Source organism: Ciceribacter sp. L1K22 (genome assembly GCF_017599385.1).
Classification (GTDB): Bacteria; Pseudomonadota; Alphaproteobacteria; order Rhizobiales; family Rhizobiaceae; genus Allorhizobium.
Genome location: NZ_JAGFPK010000002.1, coordinates 519,792 through 535,959, shown reverse-complemented (window position 1 = coordinate 535,959; position 16,168 = coordinate 519,792). Strand labels below are relative to the sequence as shown.

The 16,168-nt window shown below is 62.1% G+C and carries 17 protein-coding genes; 7 read left to right on the top strand and 10 right to left on the bottom strand.

Annotated elements, in window-relative coordinates; genetic code table 11:
• The first annotated feature begins 39 nt into the window (after positions 1-39).
• The 5 genes from J5J09_RS20500 (at position 40) to J5J09_RS20480 (ending at position 4,875) form a co-directional block, all read left to right on the top strand.
• The gene (locus J5J09_RS20500; protein WP_348646499.1) at positions 40-573 is read left to right on the top strand and encodes a sigma-70 family RNA polymerase sigma factor; all 534 of its coding nucleotides are present in this window, start codon (positions 40-42) and stop codon (positions 571-573) included.
• The gene (locus J5J09_RS20495; RefSeq protein WP_208554082.1) at positions 570-1,238 is read left to right on the top strand and encodes a ChrR family anti-sigma-E factor; all 669 of its coding nucleotides are present in this window, start codon (positions 570-572) and stop codon (positions 1,236-1,238) included. The genes J5J09_RS20500 and J5J09_RS20495 overlap by 4 nt, the downstream gene beginning before the upstream one ends.
• Before the next feature lie 24 nt (positions 1,239-1,262).
• Complete coding sequence (locus tag J5J09_RS20490; protein ID WP_208554081.1) at positions 1,263-1,664, top strand: DUF2177 family protein; 402 nt, start codon at positions 1,263-1,265, stop codon at positions 1,662-1,664.
• 189 nt (positions 1,665-1,853) lie between these two features.
• A complete protein-coding gene (locus tag J5J09_RS20485) occupies positions 1,854-3,428 on the top strand; it encodes a Re/Si-specific NAD(P)(+) transhydrogenase subunit alpha (protein WP_208554080.1) in 1,575 nt (524 codons plus the stop codon).
• Positions 3,429-3,441: 13 nt separating this feature from the next.
• Positions 3,442-4,875 carry an NAD(P)(+) transhydrogenase (Re/Si-specific) subunit beta gene (locus J5J09_RS20480; protein WP_208554079.1) on the top strand — a complete coding sequence of 478 codons (1,434 nt, stop codon included), beginning with the start codon at positions 3,442-3,444 and terminating at the stop codon, positions 4,873-4,875.
• 92 nt (positions 4,876-4,967) lie between these two features.
• On the opposite strand, the gene uxuA is transcribed toward J5J09_RS20480, so the two are convergent.
• The 9 genes from uxuA to uxaC all read right to left on the bottom strand — a co-directional run bounded on the left by uxuA (position 4,968) and on the right by uxaC (position 13,791).
• Positions 4,968-6,164: a mannonate dehydratase gene (gene uxuA, locus J5J09_RS20475; RefSeq protein WP_208554078.1), complete on the bottom strand. Its 1,197-nt coding sequence runs from the start codon at positions 6,162-6,164 to the stop codon at positions 4,968-4,970.
• Positions 6,157-7,605, bottom strand: a complete 1,449-nt coding sequence (locus tag J5J09_RS20470; protein ID WP_246746027.1) for a mannitol dehydrogenase family protein — start codon at positions 7,603-7,605, stop codon at positions 6,157-6,159. Before J5J09_RS20470 ends, uxuA begins: the two co-directional genes overlap by 8 nt.
• Complete coding sequence (gene kduD / locus J5J09_RS20465) at positions 7,595-8,341, bottom strand: 2-dehydro-3-deoxy-D-gluconate 5-dehydrogenase KduD (protein WP_208554076.1); 747 nt, start codon at positions 8,339-8,341, stop codon at positions 7,595-7,597. The genes J5J09_RS20470 and kduD overlap by 11 nt, the downstream gene beginning before the upstream one ends.
• Positions 8,338-9,159, bottom strand: a complete 822-nt coding sequence (kduI, locus tag J5J09_RS20460) for a 5-dehydro-4-deoxy-D-glucuronate isomerase (protein WP_208554075.1) — start codon at positions 9,157-9,159, stop codon at positions 8,338-8,340. Before kduI ends, kduD begins: the two co-directional genes overlap by 4 nt.
• 13 nt (positions 9,160-9,172) lie before the next feature.
• Positions 9,173-9,493: a cupin domain-containing protein gene (locus tag J5J09_RS20455; protein WP_208554074.1), complete on the bottom strand. Its 321-nt coding sequence runs from the start codon at positions 9,491-9,493 to the stop codon at positions 9,173-9,175.
• A gap of 9 nt (positions 9,494-9,502) precedes the next feature.
• Complete coding sequence (locus J5J09_RS20450; RefSeq protein ID WP_208554073.1) at positions 9,503-10,783, bottom strand: TRAP transporter large permease; 1,281 nt, start codon at positions 10,781-10,783, stop codon at positions 9,503-9,505.
• Between the two features lie 3 nt (positions 10,784-10,786).
• Positions 10,787-11,296: a TRAP transporter small permease gene (locus J5J09_RS20445; RefSeq protein ID WP_208554460.1), complete on the bottom strand. Its 510-nt coding sequence runs from the start codon at positions 11,294-11,296 to the stop codon at positions 10,787-10,789.
• 72 nt (positions 11,297-11,368) lie between these two features.
• A complete protein-coding gene (locus tag J5J09_RS20440) occupies positions 11,369-12,358 on the bottom strand; it encodes a TRAP transporter substrate-binding protein (protein WP_208554072.1) in 990 nt (329 codons plus the stop codon).
• 32 nt (positions 12,359-12,390) lie between these two features.
• Positions 12,391-13,791 (bottom strand): glucuronate isomerase, encoded by a 1,401-nt coding sequence (gene uxaC / locus J5J09_RS20435; protein ID WP_208554071.1) that lies wholly within the window; start codon positions 13,789-13,791, stop codon positions 12,391-12,393.
• Between the two features lie 106 nt (positions 13,792-13,897).
• On the opposite strand from uxaC, the gene J5J09_RS20430 reads away from it, so the two are divergent.
• Both J5J09_RS20430 and J5J09_RS20425 read left to right on the top strand, forming a co-directional pair.
• Positions 13,898-14,599 carry a GntR family transcriptional regulator gene (locus J5J09_RS20430; protein WP_208554070.1) on the top strand — a complete coding sequence of 234 codons (702 nt, stop codon included), beginning with the start codon at positions 13,898-13,900 and terminating at the stop codon, positions 14,597-14,599.
• The gene (locus J5J09_RS20425) at positions 14,596-15,498 is read left to right on the top strand and encodes a sugar kinase (RefSeq protein WP_208554069.1); all 903 of its coding nucleotides are present in this window, start codon (positions 14,596-14,598) and stop codon (positions 15,496-15,498) included. The genes J5J09_RS20430 and J5J09_RS20425 overlap by 4 nt, the downstream gene beginning before the upstream one ends.
• Here the strand turns inward: J5J09_RS20425 and J5J09_RS20420 are convergent, their stop codons facing one another.
• Positions 15,499-16,164 (bottom strand): TetR/AcrR family transcriptional regulator, encoded by a 666-nt coding sequence (locus J5J09_RS20420; protein WP_208554068.1) that lies wholly within the window; start codon positions 16,162-16,164, stop codon positions 15,499-15,501.
• Positions 16,165-16,168: the final 4 nt, after the last annotated feature.

Below are 16,168 nucleotides of genomic sequence, written 5' to 3'. Positions count from 1 at the left end.
CCTATGAAGCAGGAAAACAGTGCAGCAACGGAGCCGGATATGCCGGCCCTGCTTATGGCGGTGGCGCAATCGCGCGACGTGGAGGCATTCGAAACGCTGTTTCGCTACTTCGCTCCGCGCGTGAAGGCGTTCATGACCCGGCAGTGCCGCGATGGCCAGATGGCCGAGGAGTTAATGCAAGAGACCATGATGATGGTATGGAACAAGGCGGCGCTCTTCGACCCGTCTCGCGGGAACGTCGAGGCATGGGTCTTCACGATCGCCCGCAATCTTCGAATTTCAGCCTTCCGCAAGGCGCAGCGACCGGTCTTCGATCCGACCGATCCGGCATTCGTGCCTGATGACGAGCCTGCGCCCGATGCAGCCTACGACGCAAAAATCGACGCCAGACGCCTACATGAGGCAATGGCAAAACTACCACCGGAACAACTGGAATTGTTGAGATATTCGTTTTTTGACGAGGTGTCGCACCGGACGCTTGCCGAACAGCTCGATATTCCGCTCGGGACGATCAAGTCGCGCATCCGCATGGCGTTCGGCAAGTTGAGATCGGCCCTGGAGGAACGCGAATGACCATCGTGCATCAGGTGAGCGACGAGCTTCTTCTCGAATATGCGACCGGTTCCCTGAGCGAGGGGTGGTGTATTGCTGTCGCGTCCCATCTCGCTTTGTCTCCCGAGGGCCGCAGGCGCCTGGCCGCCATCGAGGCCGCGGGAGGAGCGCTGTTGAAAGACATCCCAGTGGCCGAAGAGGATACCGACGACTCGTGGAGCCGGATGAAGGCTCGGCTTTCGGAAGCCGGCGGTGTTGCCATAAACGTTCCCATGCCCGCCCGGCGGGTGGAGGCGACGGAAGCGATCCTGCCTGAGCCGCTGCGGTCCTACCTCGGGGCTGATGTCGATGCCTTGAAATGGAAGGCGCTCGGCCGGGGTGCCTACCACATCAAGATCCCCACGGGGGACCCGACGACGAGCGTGCGTCTCTTGAAGATACCGGCGGGCAAGCCGGTTCCGGAGCATGGCCACGGGGGTCGGGAGTTGACGCTCGTGCTGAAGGGAAGCTTTAGCGACGGGGACGACAGTTTCGGTCGGGGTGATCTGGAGGAAGCCGATGAGGATCTTCAGCATCAGCCGGTGGCAGGCAAGGACGAGGACTGCATCTGTCTTGCCGTGACGGATGCACCACTGAAGTTCAAGAGCCCGCTGGTCCGGCTTGTTCAGCCGATACTCGGCATTTAAAGGGCGTAAAGGGGGAGTGAAACGATGACCTATATAGTGGCCTACGTGGCAGCGGCTGTTGTTTTCCTCGGTCTCGATTACCTCTGGCTATCAAGGGTAGCGATCGGGTTCTACCGGTCGCATATCGGCGATCTCCTCCTTGCCCAACCCAATTTCGTTGCGGCGGGCCTGTTCTACCTCTTCTTCATCGGGGGCATCGTCTATTTCGCGGTGGCTCCGGCGCTCAACAATGGAACCTGGATGACAGCGGCAGTCGCCGGTGCCATCCTTGGCTTCCTCGCCTATGGCACTTACGACATGACCAATCTTGCGACCCTCAAGGGCTGGTCGTTGACCATCAGCCTCGTCGACATGGCGTGGGGGACGTTCCTGACGGCATCGGCTGCGACGGGAGCATATTTGGCGGCTTCGAAGCTGGCGGGCTAACGCTCGCAATCGGCGGAAACCCAAAGCGCTTGGAGTCCGGCATAGGGTTGCAGGGCGTACCGTATGCCGTGAATCGGCCCTTCAAAACCTCGCCCAACCGGCTAAAACACCTTTTCGGTCACAACCGTGGCTGTTACGACTGGAGAGGACGTGTCAGTCGGACAACCAGAGAGGTCAGGGGAGATGGGTTTGAAGATCGGGTCACCTAAGGAGATTTTTCCGGGAGAGGCACGCGTTGCCATAACCCCGGACAGCGCCATCCAGCTGCAGAAGCTCGGATATGAGTGCGTCATCGAAACGGGCGCCGGCAAGGCGGCCGGCTTTTCCGACGAGGCCTACAAGGTGGTCGGGGTCGACGTGGTCAAGACCGCCGCAGCACTCTACAAGGCAGCCGACGTGATTGCCAAGGTGCGCCCGCCGGAAAAGACGGAAACGGCCCGGCTGACGGCCGGCAAGACGCTGATCTCGTTCTTCTATCCCGCCCAGAACAAGGACCTGCTGGAGCAGGCCAAGGAGAAGGGCGCCAACGTCATCGCCATGGACATGGTGCCGCGCATCTCCCGCGCGCAGAAGATGGACGCCCTGTCGTCGATGGCCAACATCGCAGGCTACCGCGCCGTCATCGAGGCCGGCAACAATTTCGGCCGCTTTTTCACCGGCCAGGTGACGGCCGCGGGCAAGGTGCCGCCGGCCAAGGTGCTCGTCATCGGCGCCGGCGTCGCGGGTCTCGCCGCCATCGGCACGGCGACCTCGCTTGGCGCGATCACTTACGCCTTCGACGTCCGGCCGGAAGTGGCAGAACAGATCGAGTCGATGGGTGCCGAGTTCGTTTTCCTCGACTTCACCGACCAGCAGCAGGACGGTGCGGCGACCGGCGGTTATGCCGCGCCGTCCTCGCCGGAATTCCGCGAGAAGCAGCTGGCGAAGTTCCGCGAACTGGCGCCCGATATCGACATCGTCATCACCACGGCGCTGATCCCCGGCCGAGAAGCGCCGAAGCTCTGGCTTGCCGACATGGTCGCGGCGATGAAACCCGGTTCTGTTATCATCGACCTTGCGGCGGAGCGCGGCGGCAACTGCGACCTCACGGTGGCCGACCAGAAGATCGTCTCGGACAATGGCGTCACCATCGTCGGCTATACCGATTTCCCGAGCCGGATGGCCTCCCAGGCCTCGACACTTTATTCCACCAATATCCGCCACATGATGACGGACCTGACGCCGGCCAAGGACGGCGTTCTCGTCCATAACATGGAAGACGATGTGATCCGGGGGGCGACGGTAACCTACCAGGGCGAGATCACCTTCCCGCCACCGCCGCCAAAGGTTCAGGCGATCGCCGCCGCCAAGCCCAAGGAAAAACCGAAGGAATTGACGCCTGAGGAAAAGCGGCAACAGGAAGCTACGGCCTTCAAGGCAGCGACGGAGCAGCAGTTCACGCTGCTTGGCGTCGGCGGAGCACTGATCCTGCTCGCGGGCCTGTTCGCGCCGGTGAGTTTCATGCAGCATTTCATCGTCTTCGTGCTCGCCTGCTTCGTCGGTTTCCAGGTCATCTGGAATGTCAGCCATTCGCTGCACACGCCGCTGATGGCGATCACCAATGCCATCTCCTCGATCATCATCCTGGGGGCGCTGATGCAGATAGGGTCGGGTTCCTCGCTCGTGCTGATCCTTGCCGCGCTCTCGGTGTTCATGGCCGGTATCAACATCTTCGGTGGCTTCATGGTCACCCGGCGCATGCTTGCCATGTTCCAGAAGTCGTAAGGGGGAGCGGACAATGGATTATGGTTTCACAACGGCCGCCTACGTCGTCGCGGCGGTTCTTTTCATTCTTTCCCTCGGCGGCCTTTCCGGCCAGGAAAGCGCCAAGCGCGCCGTCTGGTACGGCATCGTCGGCATGGGTCTCGCTGTCTTTGCAACATTGATCGGTCCCGGCTACGGCAACTGGCTGCTCTCGGTCATCCTGATCGCCGCCGGCGGGGCGATCGGCTGGGTGGTCGCGCAGCGCGTGCAGATGACGGAAATGCCTCAGCTTGTCGCGGCGATGCACTCGCTCGTTGGCCTTGCCGCCGTGTTCATCGGCTACAACGCCCATATCGAGGCCGTGAACGTCGCTGCTCTCGACGAGGCGGGACGCGCGGCGCTCGATGGCTTCGCGGCGATCCTTGCCCACAAGACACCGGTCGAGCTGACGATCATGAGGGTCGAGGTATTCCTCGGCGTGTTCATCGGTGCCGTCACCTTCACGGGTTCGGTCATCGCCTTCGGCAAGCTCGCCGGACGCGTGGACGGCAAGGCGAAGAAACTGCCCGGCGGCCACATGCTGAACGCGGCGGCGGCGATCCTGTCGATCATCCTGCTGTTCCTTTATGTCGGCGGTGCAGGCATCTGGACGCTGATCCTGATGACGCTGCTTGCCTTCTTCATCGGCTACCACCTGATCATGGGCATCGGCGGCGCCGACATGCCGGTCGTGGTGTCGATGTTGAACAGCTATTCCGGCTGGGCGGCAGCGGCGATCGGCTTCTCCCTCTCGAACGACCTCCTCATCGTCGTCGGCGCGCTTGTCGGTTCGTCTGGTGCGATCCTCTCCTACATCATGTGCAAGGCGATGAACCGCAGCTTCATCTCGGTCATCCTCGGCGGCTTCGGCAATACGACCGGACCGGCGATGACGGTCGAGGGCGAGCAGATCGCCATCGATGCGGAAGGCGTTGCAAATGCGCTCAACGACGCCGACTCGGTCATCATCGTGCCCGGCTACGGCATGGCGGTCGCGCAGGCGCAGCAGTCGGTGTCGGAGCTGACCCGCAAGCTCAGGGCCGCCGGAAAGGAAGTGCGGTTCGCGATCCATCCGGTCGCGGGGCGCCTGCCGGGCCACATGAACGTGCTGCTGGCCGAAGCCAAAGTGCCCTACGACATCGTTCTGGAAATGGACGAGATCAACGAGGACTTCCCGGAAACCGACGTCGTCATCGTCATCGGTTCGAACGACATCGTCAATCCGGCGGCGCAGGAGGATCCCAATTCTCCGATCGCCGGCATGCCGGTGCTCGAGGTGTGGAAGGCCAAGCAGGTGTTCGTCTCGAAGCGCGGGCAGGGCACGGGTTATTCCGGCATCGAGAATCCGCTGTTCTACAAGGACAACACGCGCATGTTCTATGGCGACGCCAAGAAGTCGATCGACAGCCTGCTGCCGATGATCAAGTAGGCCAGACGACATTCCAAAATGAAAGAACCGGCGGCAGGTGCTCCTGCCGCCGGTTCTTCTTTTTCGGCTATCGTGGTCCGCCTGGTCCTGGGTCAGCCGAAGGAAACGCGCGCGTGGGACAACGCGCGGACGATGCCGCGCAGTTCGGCGAGGCCGCGCATGCGACCGATCAGCGGGTAGCCCGGATGGGTGCCGCGTCCGATATCGCTCAAGAGTTCGTGGCCGTGGTCGGGTCGGAAAGGAATGACATTGTCTTTCCTGCCTTCATCGCGCCGGCGCTTCTCCTCGTCGAGCAAGGCGCTGATCAGCGAAACCATATCGGTGTCGCCGTCGAGGTGAGCCGCTTCCTCGAACGATCCGTCAGCATCCTTTCGCACATTGCGCAGGTGGGCGAAGTGGATGCGATCGGCGAAGCGGCGGGCGATCGCCGGAACGTCGTTCTTCGGATTGGCGCCCAGCGAGCCTGAGCAGAGCGTCAGGCCGTTCGCCCTTTCGTCCTGTTGCCCCGAAATCCAGGCAATGTCGTCCTCGCAGGATACGATCCGTGGCAGGCCGAGAATATCGCGCGGCGGATCGTCCGGATGGACGCAGAGGCGCATGCCGAGCTCCTCGGCGGTTGGGATGACCTCCGAGAGGAACCGCGCGTAGTTGGCGCGAAGTTCGTCCCGGCCGATGCCGTCGTAGCGTTGCAGCGCTGTCTGGAGGCCCTTGACGTCATAACGGTCGTAGGCGCCCGGAAGGCCGGCCATGATGCTGTCGAGAAGGACCTGGCGGTCCTTCTCGTTCGATGACTGAAACCAGACTGCTGCCTCGCGACGCACCTCTTCCGGATAGTCCGCTTCCGCTGCTTCGCGTTTCATCATGAAGAGCTCAAAGGCCGCCATTTGCGGCGCGGAGAACCGGAGGGAGGTGCCGCCTCGGGCGACGGGCGTGTCGAGCCGGGTGCGGGTCCAGTCGAGCAGCGGCATGAAATTATAGCAGACGGTATAAATGCCGGCGGCTGCCAGATTGGCCAGCGACTGGCGATAGTTGGCAAACAGCGTCGAGAGGTCGCCGGTGCCCTTCTTGATGTCTTCGTGGATCGGCAGGCTTTCCACGACCTCCCAATGTAATGCCAGCGATGTATCGCCGGCGATCTGTGCCTTGCGGGCCTTGATCGTCTCCACCGGCCAGATTTCGCCGTAGGGGATTTCGTGGAGGGCGGTTACGATGCCGCTTGCCCCGGTCTGGGCGATTTCAGCGAGGCTGATCTTGTCGTAGGGGCCATACCAGCGCCAGCTTTCAAGCATGTGTCATGTCTTTCACGGTCGCGCCCGCGCCGTTGGCGACAAGCCGCTCGTAGGAGCGGACCAGTTCTTCGCGCAGGCTTTTGTTCGATGCGAGTTGTTCAGGGAAAATCTTCCTGATGGAGAGCAGGCCATCGACCTTTTCGGCCGCGGAATGGCCCCGATCGGAAATCTGCTTCAGTTCAGCGGCCAGGGGATCGCGGACGTCGATAGCCTGACCCTTTTCGTCGACGCCACCGACGTAGCGCATCCAGGCCGCGATCGCGAGACAGAGGCCTTTGGGCATCCGGCCTGCGGCGAGGTTTTCCACGACCGTTCCGAGGATACGTTGCGGCAGCTTCTGCGATCCATCCATGGCGATCTGCCAGGTGCGATGGCGGATGGCCGGGTTGGCGTAGCGGTCGAACAGCGAGGCGGTGTAGCGGGAGAGATCGACGCCCGGCGGCGGATCGAGAACCGGCACGATCTCGTCCGACCAGAGCCTTTTCACGAAGGCGGCGAACACGGGATCGGCGACAGTGTCGGCGATTGTTTCGTGGCCGGCGAGATAACCCAAATAGGCGAGCGAGGAATGCGTGCCATTGAGGCAACGCAGCTTCATGTGCTCGTAGGGTGTGACGTTCTCTACCAGCTCGACGCCGACCGCTGCGAAATCAGGGCGGGCGTCATCGACGAAGTCGTCTTCCACGACCCACTGACGGAAAGGTTCGTGCATCACCGGGGACAGGTCTAGAACACCGGTCTGCCCGGCCAGGCGGTCGATGTCCTCGGGCTTGGTCGCCGGGACGATGCGATCCACCATCGTGGAGGGGAATCGGCCCTCGGCCGCGATCCAGTCCGCGAGGGACTGATCTACGAGACCGGCGAATTCCAGCACGATGCCGCGTACTACCCTGCCATTTTCCGGCAGGTTGTCGCAGCAGAGAACGGTGAAGGGCCGGATGCCGGCGGCGCGGCGTTTGGCGAGGGCCCGAACGAGAAAGCCGATCGTCGACTTAGGGACGTCCAGATGGGCGAGATCGTGGACGATATCCGGATGTTCATGGTTCAAACGACCGGTTGACGGCTCGTGGCAGTAGCCTTTTTCGGTGACCGTGGAGGTCACGATCCGGGTGCCGGGAGCGGCCATGATCTCAAGCACGGCAGCCGGATTTTCCGGCGCGACGAGGACGTCGTTCAGGACGCTTATGACCTGAGGCTTTTCGCCGTTCGGGCCAAGTTCGACCGCCGTATAGGCAAAGCCCTGCGGGGCAAGAAGATCGCGCTGGTCCGGTCGCACGAGGCTAACCCCGACGATACCCCAGTCGCCACCAGACGCCTTCATGGCTTCCGCAATGTAGATCGCCCCATGGGCACGATAGAAAGCGCCGAGGCCGAGATGGACGATGCCGGTCTTCGCCCGCGCGGTGTCGGGGCGGTGCAGGCGGGGCAGATCAGCGGGCAAGCCAGCCTCCGTCGACGTTGAGTACTGCACCGTGAATGTATTTCGCGGCGTTCGATGAGAGGAAAACCGCAGTTCCGCCGATGTCCTCGGGCTCGCCCCAGCGGCCTGCCGGGATGCGGTCGAGGATCGCGTTGTTGCGAACCGGATCGGCGCGGAGTGCTTCCGTGTTGTTGGTTTCGATATAGCCGGGCGCGATGGCGTTCACATTGATGCCCTTGGCGGCCCATTCATTGGCGAGCAACTTGGTGATGCCGGCAACGCCACCCTTGGAGGCAGTGTAGGACGCAACACGGATGCCGCCCTGGAAGGAGAGAAGCGAGGCGATGTTGACGATCTTGCCCGTGCCGTTGCGGGCAAGGACGGCCTTGGCGAAGGCCTGGCTCATGAAGAAGACAGCCTTGACGTTGACATCCATCACCTCGTCCCAGTCGGCCTCGGTGAAATCAACGGCTTCGGCCCGGCGAATGATGCCGGCATTGTTGACGAGAATGTCGACCGGACCATTGTCGATGAAGACGTCGTGTCCGGCCATCGGGTCGGCCAGATCGAGCTTCAGCCCGACGGCCTTGCCGCCTTTGCTCGTGATAAGTTCAAGCGTTTCGTCGACCGAGGAACGGCCGGCGCAGATCACCTCGGCACCCGCGCCGGCGAGCGAGATGGCGATCGCCTGGCCGATGCCGGTGTTGGAACCGGTCACCAGCGCCCGCTTGCCTTCAAGCGAGAAGATGCCGTTCATCGCAGGGTCTCCATGGAAACCATCTCGACGTCCTTGTAGTCGACATTGTCGCCGGCCATGGCCCAGATGAAGGTGTAGGCGCTGGTGCCCGCGCCAGAGTGGATCGACCAAGGCGGCGAGATCGCGCCTTCCTCGTTCTTCAGCACCATATGGCGTGTCTCGTTCGGCTCGCCCATCATGTGGAAGACGCGGCTCGTCTCTGGAAGGTCGAAGTAGAGATAGGCCTCCATGCGCCGGTCATGCACGTGGGCGGGCATGGTGTTCCAGATCGAGCCGGATTTCAGCTTGGTCATGCCGACGACGATCTGGCAGGACTTCATGACATCAGGATGGACGAACTGGTAGATCGTCCGCTCGTTGGAGGTCTCGGCCGAACCCAGCGACATGTTCGCCGCCTCGTCGATCTTGATCAGCCGCGAGGGATAGGTCTGGTGGGCGGGTGCGGAGAGGATATAGAACCGGCCGTCGCCGGAAAAGGTGATCGGTCCGGCGCCCATGCCGAGATAGAGCATGTCGCCCTTGCCCATCACGTATTCGGCGTCGGCCTTGACGGTGCCGGTACCGCCGATGTTGACGACGACCAGTTCGCGACGATCGAGGATCGAGGCGGTGCCGCACGGCTTGACTTCGTCGAGCCTTAGCGATCCGCCGGCCGGAACGGCGCCACCGACGATCATGCGGTCGTAATGGGTGTAGATCAGGGTGATCTCGCCCGCGCGGAAGATGTCGCCGACGTGGAAGTTCCGCCGCAGCTCCTCGGTGCCGAAGGTCTTCGCCGTCTCGGGGCTGATGGCGTGGCGGATTTCTACGTTCAACATGGTCTTGTCCTTCTCAGAGAAAATCGTCGCGGCGGGGCGTGAAACAGTCGATCAGCGTTCCCGCCTCGATGGCGCGGCAGCCATGGGTCACCATGGTAGGGATGACGAAGCTGTCGCCGGGGCGGACGACGACGCGATCGTCGCCCACGGTGAATTCGAACACGCCAGACTGCACATAGGTTGACTGGATGTGCGGATGGTTATGGAGCGCGCCGACGCTGTCCTTCTCGAAGCGGAAGGCGACGACCATGAGTTCGGGGCTGTCCGACAGGACCTGGCGTGTGACACCTTCGCCAGTCGTGACGGTCGGAAACTCGCGTACGAGATGCGGCATCAGTATCTCCTAGTGGAACAGCGAGGGCAGCCAGAGCGACAGCGCCGGGACATAGGTCACCATCAGCAGGGCGAACACGGCAGCTCCGTAGAAGGGCCAGATCGTCTGCATCGCCTGCCAGATGGAGATCCGTCCGACGGCGCAGCCGACGAAGAGCACGGCTCCAACCGGCGGCGTGCACAGGCCGATCCCGAGGTTGAGGATCAGGATCACGCCGAAATGCACCGGATCGACGCCGAAAGCGGTGGCAACCGGCAGGAAGATCGGGGTCGTGATGACGATCAGCGGCGACATGTCCATGAAGGTGCCGAGGATGAGCAGCACGACGTTGAGCAGCAGCAGGATGACGATCGGATTGTCCGAGATGCCCTGCAGCAGCGCCACCATCGCGGTCGGAACCTTGAGATAGGCGAGCAGCCAGCCGAAGGCCGCGGCGCAGCCGATGACCATGAGGACCATGGCGGTGGTGCGAACGGCGGCGAAGGTCGCTTCCTTGAAGTCTTCCCAGCTCAACGTGCGATAAACGAGCAAGGTAACAAGAAGAGCATAGACGACGGCAATGTTGGAGGATTCGGACGCCGTGAAGATGCCGGACCGAACGCCGCCGAAGATGATCGCGATCAGGATCAGACCGGGCACGGCCGAGACGAACAGGCTGCCCATGGCGCGAAGGCCGGGGAATGATTCCGTCGGGTAGCCACGACGCTTGGCCACGAACCAGGCGGCGACCATCAAGCAGAGTGCCAGAAGGAAGCCAGGGATGATGCCGGCGGTGAAGAGATCGGCAATCGAGATCCTGCCGCCCGCGGAGATCGAATAGATGATCATGTTGTGCGAGGGCGGGATCATCAGGGCGATGATCGAGCCGACGACAGTGATGTTGACGGCATAGTCGACATCGTAGCCGCGTGCCTTCATCTGCGGCACCATCAGGCCGCCGACGGCCGACGCGTCAGCCGCTGCCGAGCCTGACACGCCGCCGAACATGACGGAGGCCAGGATGTTGACCTGGCCGAGGCCGCCGCGAAGATGGCCAACGAGGGAGCCGGCCAGGGCCACGAGCCGCCGGGCGATATCGCCGCGCACCATCAGGTCGCCGGCGTAAATGAAGAACGGGATGGCCATCAGGGCGAAGACCGAGACGCCGGAATTCAGGCGCTGGAACACCACCACCGGCGGCAGGCCGAGATAGAGGATCGTCGCGAAGCTGGAGACGCCGAGGCAGAAGGCGACGGGCGTGCCGATCAAAAGAAGAAAAACAAACGAACCAAAAAGAACCCAGTATTCCATCGCTCAGTCCTCTACCTCGGCTTCGCCGAAGCGTGCAGTTGAAAGGCCCGCCGCGCGACGCAGGACGCGCTCGATCGAAAAGAGCAGCACCAGGACGCCGCCAGCCGCGATCGGGATAAAGTCGAAGGCGCCGGATATCCCGAGGCTTGGAATGGCGTTCCCCGCCGTCTTGAGGGCAAGCTGGCTGCCGTAAAAGATCATGCCTCCGCCAAATGCGGCGACGAAAAGGTCCGAGATGGTGTGCATCGCCTCCTTGCCGCGTTGCGGCAGAAGGTAGAGCAGAACGTCGAAGGACAGGTGATAGCCCTCGCGGATGCCGACCGCAGCGCCAAGAAAAATAAACCAGCCCATGATCATCACCGAGGCCGGTTCGCTCCAGGTGAGGCTGTCGTTCAGGATATAGCGCCAAAAGACCTGGGCGAAGATAAAGGCTGTCATGAGGACCAAGCCGATACCGGCTGTCCAGAGTGCAATCCGGCACACGACGTCCATCCATCGCGCCAGGCTTTTCATGGTGGTCTGCAAGGTCGTTCTCTCCAGGCAAGAAAACCTGCCGCCCAGTGGGCGGCAGGCGAAGGCATTGACTTACTGGGTTTCCTGGATGCGCTTGACGAGGTCCTTCAGCTTGTCCGAAGTGACATACTTGTCATAGACCGGCTTCATCGCCTCGATGAACGGCGTCTTGTCGATGTCGGTGACGATTTCCGCGCCGGCAGCACGGATCTTTTCTTCCGACTTCTTCTCCTGCGCCTGCCACAGGTCACGCATGTAGGGAACCGATTCCTTGGCGGCTTCCTTCACCGCAGCCTGGTCTTCTGCCGACAGGCTGTCCCAGGTCTTCTTGGACATGACGAGCACTTCCGGCACGATCAGGTGCTGGTCGAGCGTGTAGTACTTGGCAACCTCGAAATGGCCCGAGCTGTCGTAGGACGGCCAGTTGTTCTCGGCGCCGTCGATGACGCCCGTCTGGATCGAGGAGTAAACCTCGCCATAGGGCATCGGCGTGGCGTTGGCACCGAGCGCGCCGACCATGTCGACGAACATGTCGGACTGCATCACGCGGAACTTCATGCCCTTCAGGTCATCGACCGAGGTGATCGGCTTCTGCGAGTTGTAGAAGCTGCGCGAGCCGCCATCGTAGAAGGCGAGGCCGACGAGGTCATGAGCCTCGAACGCCTTCAGGATTTCCTCGCCGATCGGGCCGTCCATCACCTTGTGCATGTGATCGACCGAACGGAAGATATAGGGCAGCGAGGGAACCTGGGTTTCCTCGATGATGTTGTTGAACGGCCCGAGCGACACGCGGTTCAAGTCGATGACGCCGAACTGGGTCTGCTCGATCGTGTCCTTTTCCTGGCCCAGCTGAGCCGAATGGAATACCTCGACGCCGAGACGACCATTGGTCTTCTCCTCGAGCAGCTTGCCCATTTGCTTGACGGCCTCGACCGTCGGATAGCCGTCCGGATGCGTGTCGGACGACCGCAGAACGCGTTCTGCCGCCTGGGCAGAGACCGTTGCCATGACCATGGCAGCCGATGCGAGCATCGCCAGGCCGATTGTCTTCATCAATTTCATGTTTCACTCCTCCGTTTTAGACCGGCCGTTCCTCAGAGCCGGTATGCTTGCTTGGCAAGTCGATATGCGAGGTCGTGCGCGACCTCGCGGGCCTCATCCTCCGCGAGCCGCCCATCGGCCACGAGAGTTGCGAGATAGGCGCAATCCACCCGCCGCGCGACGTCATGACGCGCAGGTATCGAGCAGAAGGCACGGGTGTCGTCGTTGAAGCCGACGGTGTTGTAGAAGCCGGCTGTTTCCGTCGTCAGCTCACGGTAGCGGCGCATCCCCTCCGGGCTGTCGAAGAACCACCAGGCAGGCCCAAGCTTCAGCGCCGGATAGGCGCCGGCAAGCGGGGCGAGTTCGCGGGAATAGCTCGTCTCGTCGAGGGTGAAGACGATGACGGTCAGCTCCGGCTGCATGCCGACGGCGTCAAGCAGCGGCTTCAGAGCCTGCACGTAGTCGGTGCGGGTAGGAATGTCGAAACCCTTGTCGCGGCCGTGGCGGGCCATGACTTCGGCGGAATGATTGCGCCAGGAACCGGGGTGGATCTGCAGGACAAGGCCATCCTCCAGGCTCATGCGCGCCATCTCGGTCAGCATATGCCCCCGGAAGACGTCGGCTTCCTCGGGCGAACATTTGCCTGCCAGCGCCTTCTGGAAAAGGGAGGCGGCTTCCTGCTGTGCCAGATTTTCCGTCCTTGCGGTCGCGTGGCCATGATCGGAGCTCGTGGCGCCGTAGGACTTGAAGAAGGCGCGGCGAATGCGGTGGGCCTCGAGATAGCCCGTCCACGTCGTGGCGTCGGTTCCCGCCAGTTCGCCGAAGCGCTCTATATTGGCGCGGAAACCTTCGAATTCGGGATCGACGACGCTGTCGGGGCGGTAGGCGGTGACAACGCGGCCCTTCCAGCCGGACTTACGGATCATCTCGTGCCAGCGCAGGTCGTCGAGAGCGCTCTCCGTCGTGGCGATCACCTCGATGTCGAACCGCTCGAACAGGGCACGCGGGCGGAACTCGGGCTTGGACAGGCAGTCGGCGATGTGATCGTAGTGATGATCGGCATTGTCGGCGGAAAGCCGTTGTGACAGGCCGAATACCGTCTCGAACGCATGGTCCAGCCACATGCGGCTCGGGGTGCCTCGGAAGAGATGGTAGTTCTTCGCGAAGAGCCTCCAGATCTTCCGTCCGTCGGTTTCGGTCGGCCCGCCATCGATTCTCGGCACGCCAAGATCGGTCAACGCGATCCCTTGGGAGCACAGCATGCGGAAGACATAGTGGTCCGGCGTGACGAAGAGCTGCGCCGGATCCGGAAAGGGTTCGTTTTCGGCGAACCAGCGGGGGTCTGTATGTCCGTGCGGACTTACGAGGGGCAGATCGCGAATGCCGGCATAGAGGTCGCGTGCAATTCCCCTTGTCCTTGATTCACTTGGGAACAGCCGGTCCTCGTCGAGCATTCCGATGGCCTCCCAACCGATCGTAAAATACATATGAAGAAAGAGTTATTGCATTGGGCTGGTCATCTAATATGTTAGTATGCAGCATGAGTCAACGGAGGTTTGCATGGCGGACCAGGTACAGTTCCGTACGGTAGAGGTGAGCCGGCTTCCGTCCGTGACCGATCAGGTGTTCGAGAGCCTCTATCACCAGGTGGTCGAGCTCGAACTGCCGCCGGGGACGAAGCTGTCCGAGGTTGAGGTCGCGAAATATATGGGGGTGTCGCGGCAGCCTGTGAGGGACGCCTTCTACCGGCTTTCGCAACTCGGCTTCCTGCTGATCCGCCCGCAACGGGCGACGGTGGTGACTTATATCTCCGTTCGGGAGGTCATGCAGGCGCGCTTCATCCGCACCGCGCTCGAAATGGAGACCGTGCGTGCCGCGGCAGAGCGGCTGACCGACGCGCAGATCGACCGCCTGGAAGCCTTGATCGTCGAGCAGCAGAAGGCCGTGGATGCAGCTGACAAAGTGCTGTTCCATTCCCTCGACGACGATTTCCACAAGCAGATATGCGATCTGTCGGAGCACGAGTTCGCCTGGGCGCTGATCCGCGACAGCAAGGCCCATATGGACCGCGTGCGTTATCTCAGCCTTTCCTTCGGCGCGCAGACAGCGCTCGACGACCACAAGATGATCCTGGAAGCCCTGCGCGCCAGGGATGGGGATCGCGCCGCCGCCGTGATGCGCGAGCATCTCTACCGAATCAAGTCGATCATCGGACGCATCCGTGATAGTCACGGCAGCTATTTTGCAGAGGATGAACGATGACAGGCAGCATGGTTTCCATCGGCGAGTGCATGGTGGAAATGGCGCCCACCCAGGATGGGCTCTACAGCCGGGGTTTTGCCGGCGACACCTTCAATACGGCGTGGTATCTGGCGCGGCTGATGCCGGAAGGAACGACCGTTGATTATTACACGGCCGTCGGTACGGATGGCCTTTCGGACCGGATGATCGCGTTCATGGGCGATGGCGGCGTTGGCACCAGCCACATCCGCCGCCTTTCCGACCGTACCGTCGGCCTCTACATGATCGAACTCGCAAACGGCGAACGGAGCTTCATCTACTGGCGTGGCACGTCTGCCGCCAAGCGGCTGGCGTCAGACAGGGCGGCTCTCGCCGAAGCCCTTGTCGGACGCTCGCTCGTTCTCTTTTCCGGGATCACGATGGCGATCATTGACGCGGAGGATCGGGACGCCTTTCTTTCAGCGCTGCAAACGGCGCGGGGCAATGGCGCGACGATCGTCTTCGACCCGAACATGCGGGCGCGGTTGTGGCCAGATGCCCAGACCATGCGGGATACGATCACGGCTGCCGCCAGCGTCGCTGACATTGTGCTTCCCTCTTTCGACGAAGATCAGCGGGAGTTCGGTGATACCGATCCGCAAGCGACCATAGCTCGATATCGGGCGCTCGGGGTCGGCTGTGTTGTGGTGAAAAACGGTGCCGGGGTCGTCTACGCCCAGGACGGCGACGAGATGGCGACCTTTGAGCCGGTTGCCGTGAAGAACGTCGTCGATACGACTGCGGCGGGTGACAGCTTCAATGCGGGCTTCATTGCCGCCCGGCTCGGCGGCGCCGGACTTCGGATCTCGATCGAGAAGGGATCGCGTCTGGCCGCCCAGGTGGTCCAGAAGCGCGGCGCGCTCGTCGATATCGCGGACTGATCACTCCACCGGATTGGACCTGTAGAGGCGACGGAGATAAGCCTGCGTCGCCTCGACCAGAACCTCGACGCTTTCGCGCGCGATGGCTTCGTCGTGTAGCGCGAAATTCTGCAGGATGAGGCCGTCGATGCCGATCAACATGAAGCGGGCGACCGCGCGCGAAATCCGCATGCGGTCCTCTTCCGACATGCGCGGATCATCCAGGATGAACTGGCTGTAGAAATCGATATAGGCGGCATACTGACGCTCGGCCAGCCATTCGGAGCCTTTCGTCCTTAGGGCATAGAGCGTCAGCTCGATCTGCGCCAGCTGGCGATCCTTGGTCTCGCCGATATAGTACCAGATAAGCCTGAGAAGGCTTGCAATCCGCTCCTCCGGCGTTCCGACAAGCGGCGCGGTATGATAGCGGCTGCGCATGTCCGCGATCATCTCGTCGAGAACCGCGAGCAGGATCGCTTCCTTGCTGTCGAAATAATAGTGCAGCGTCGCCAGGCGAACGTTTGCGCTGGCAGCGATCTTGCGCGTCGTCAGCGCCTCTATGCCGCCGCTCTCCAGCACCTCGCGGGCGCCCCGGATGATCCTCGCGCGCGTTTCCACTCCCTTTCGGGTACCGCCGGCTCCCTTAAGGCCGGGCTTGCGGATTTGCGCGTCGGCTGGCTCATCCATCGTC

What these genes read in the sequence shown, in the direction of transcription:
- J5J09_RS20450 (WP_208554073.1), bottom strand. Translation starts at nt 10,783, where the DNA reads ATGGAATACTGGGTTCTTTTTGGTTCGTTTGTTTTTCTTCTTTTGATC.
- J5J09_RS20440 (WP_208554072.1), bottom strand. Translation starts at nt 12,358, where the DNA reads ATGAAATTGATGAAGACAATCGGCCTGGCGATGCTCGCATCGGCTGCC.
- J5J09_RS20420 (WP_208554068.1), bottom strand. Translation starts at nt 16,164, where the DNA reads ATGGATGAGCCAGCCGACGCGCAAATCCGCAAGCCCGGCCTTAAGGGA.
- kduD (WP_208554076.1), bottom strand. Translation starts at nt 8,341, where the DNA reads ATGAACGGCATCTTCTCGCTTGAAGGCAAGCGGGCGCTGGTGACCGGT.
- J5J09_RS20455 (WP_208554074.1), bottom strand. Translation starts at nt 9,493, where the DNA reads ATGCCGCATCTCGTACGCGAGTTTCCGACCGTCACGACTGGCGAAGGT.
- J5J09_RS20430 (WP_208554070.1), top strand. Translation starts at nt 13,898, where the DNA reads ATGGCGGACCAGGTACAGTTCCGTACGGTAGAGGTGAGCCGGCTTCCG.
- J5J09_RS20490 (WP_208554081.1), top strand. Translation starts at nt 1,263, where the DNA reads ATGACCTATATAGTGGCCTACGTGGCAGCGGCTGTTGTTTTCCTCGGT.
- J5J09_RS20480 (WP_208554079.1), top strand. Translation starts at nt 3,442, where the DNA reads ATGGATTATGGTTTCACAACGGCCGCCTACGTCGTCGCGGCGGTTCTT.
- J5J09_RS20425 (WP_208554069.1), top strand. Translation starts at nt 14,596, where the DNA reads ATGACAGGCAGCATGGTTTCCATCGGCGAGTGCATGGTGGAAATGGCG.
- J5J09_RS20495 (WP_208554082.1), top strand. Translation starts at nt 570, where the DNA reads ATGACCATCGTGCATCAGGTGAGCGACGAGCTTCTTCTCGAATATGCG.
- uxaC (WP_208554071.1), bottom strand. Translation starts at nt 13,791, where the DNA reads ATGCTCGACGAGGACCGGCTGTTCCCAAGTGAATCAAGGACAAGGGGA.
- uxuA (WP_208554078.1), bottom strand. Translation starts at nt 6,164, where the DNA reads ATGCTTGAAAGCTGGCGCTGGTATGGCCCCTACGACAAGATCAGCCTC.
- kduI (WP_208554075.1), bottom strand. Translation starts at nt 9,159, where the DNA reads ATGTTGAACGTAGAAATCCGCCACGCCATCAGCCCCGAGACGGCGAAG.
- J5J09_RS20445 (WP_208554460.1), bottom strand. Translation starts at nt 11,296, where the DNA reads ATGAAAAGCCTGGCGCGATGGATGGACGTCGTGTGCCGGATTGCACTC.
- J5J09_RS20500 (WP_348646499.1), top strand. Translation starts at nt 40, where the DNA reads ATGCCGGCCCTGCTTATGGCGGTGGCGCAATCGCGCGACGTGGAGGCA.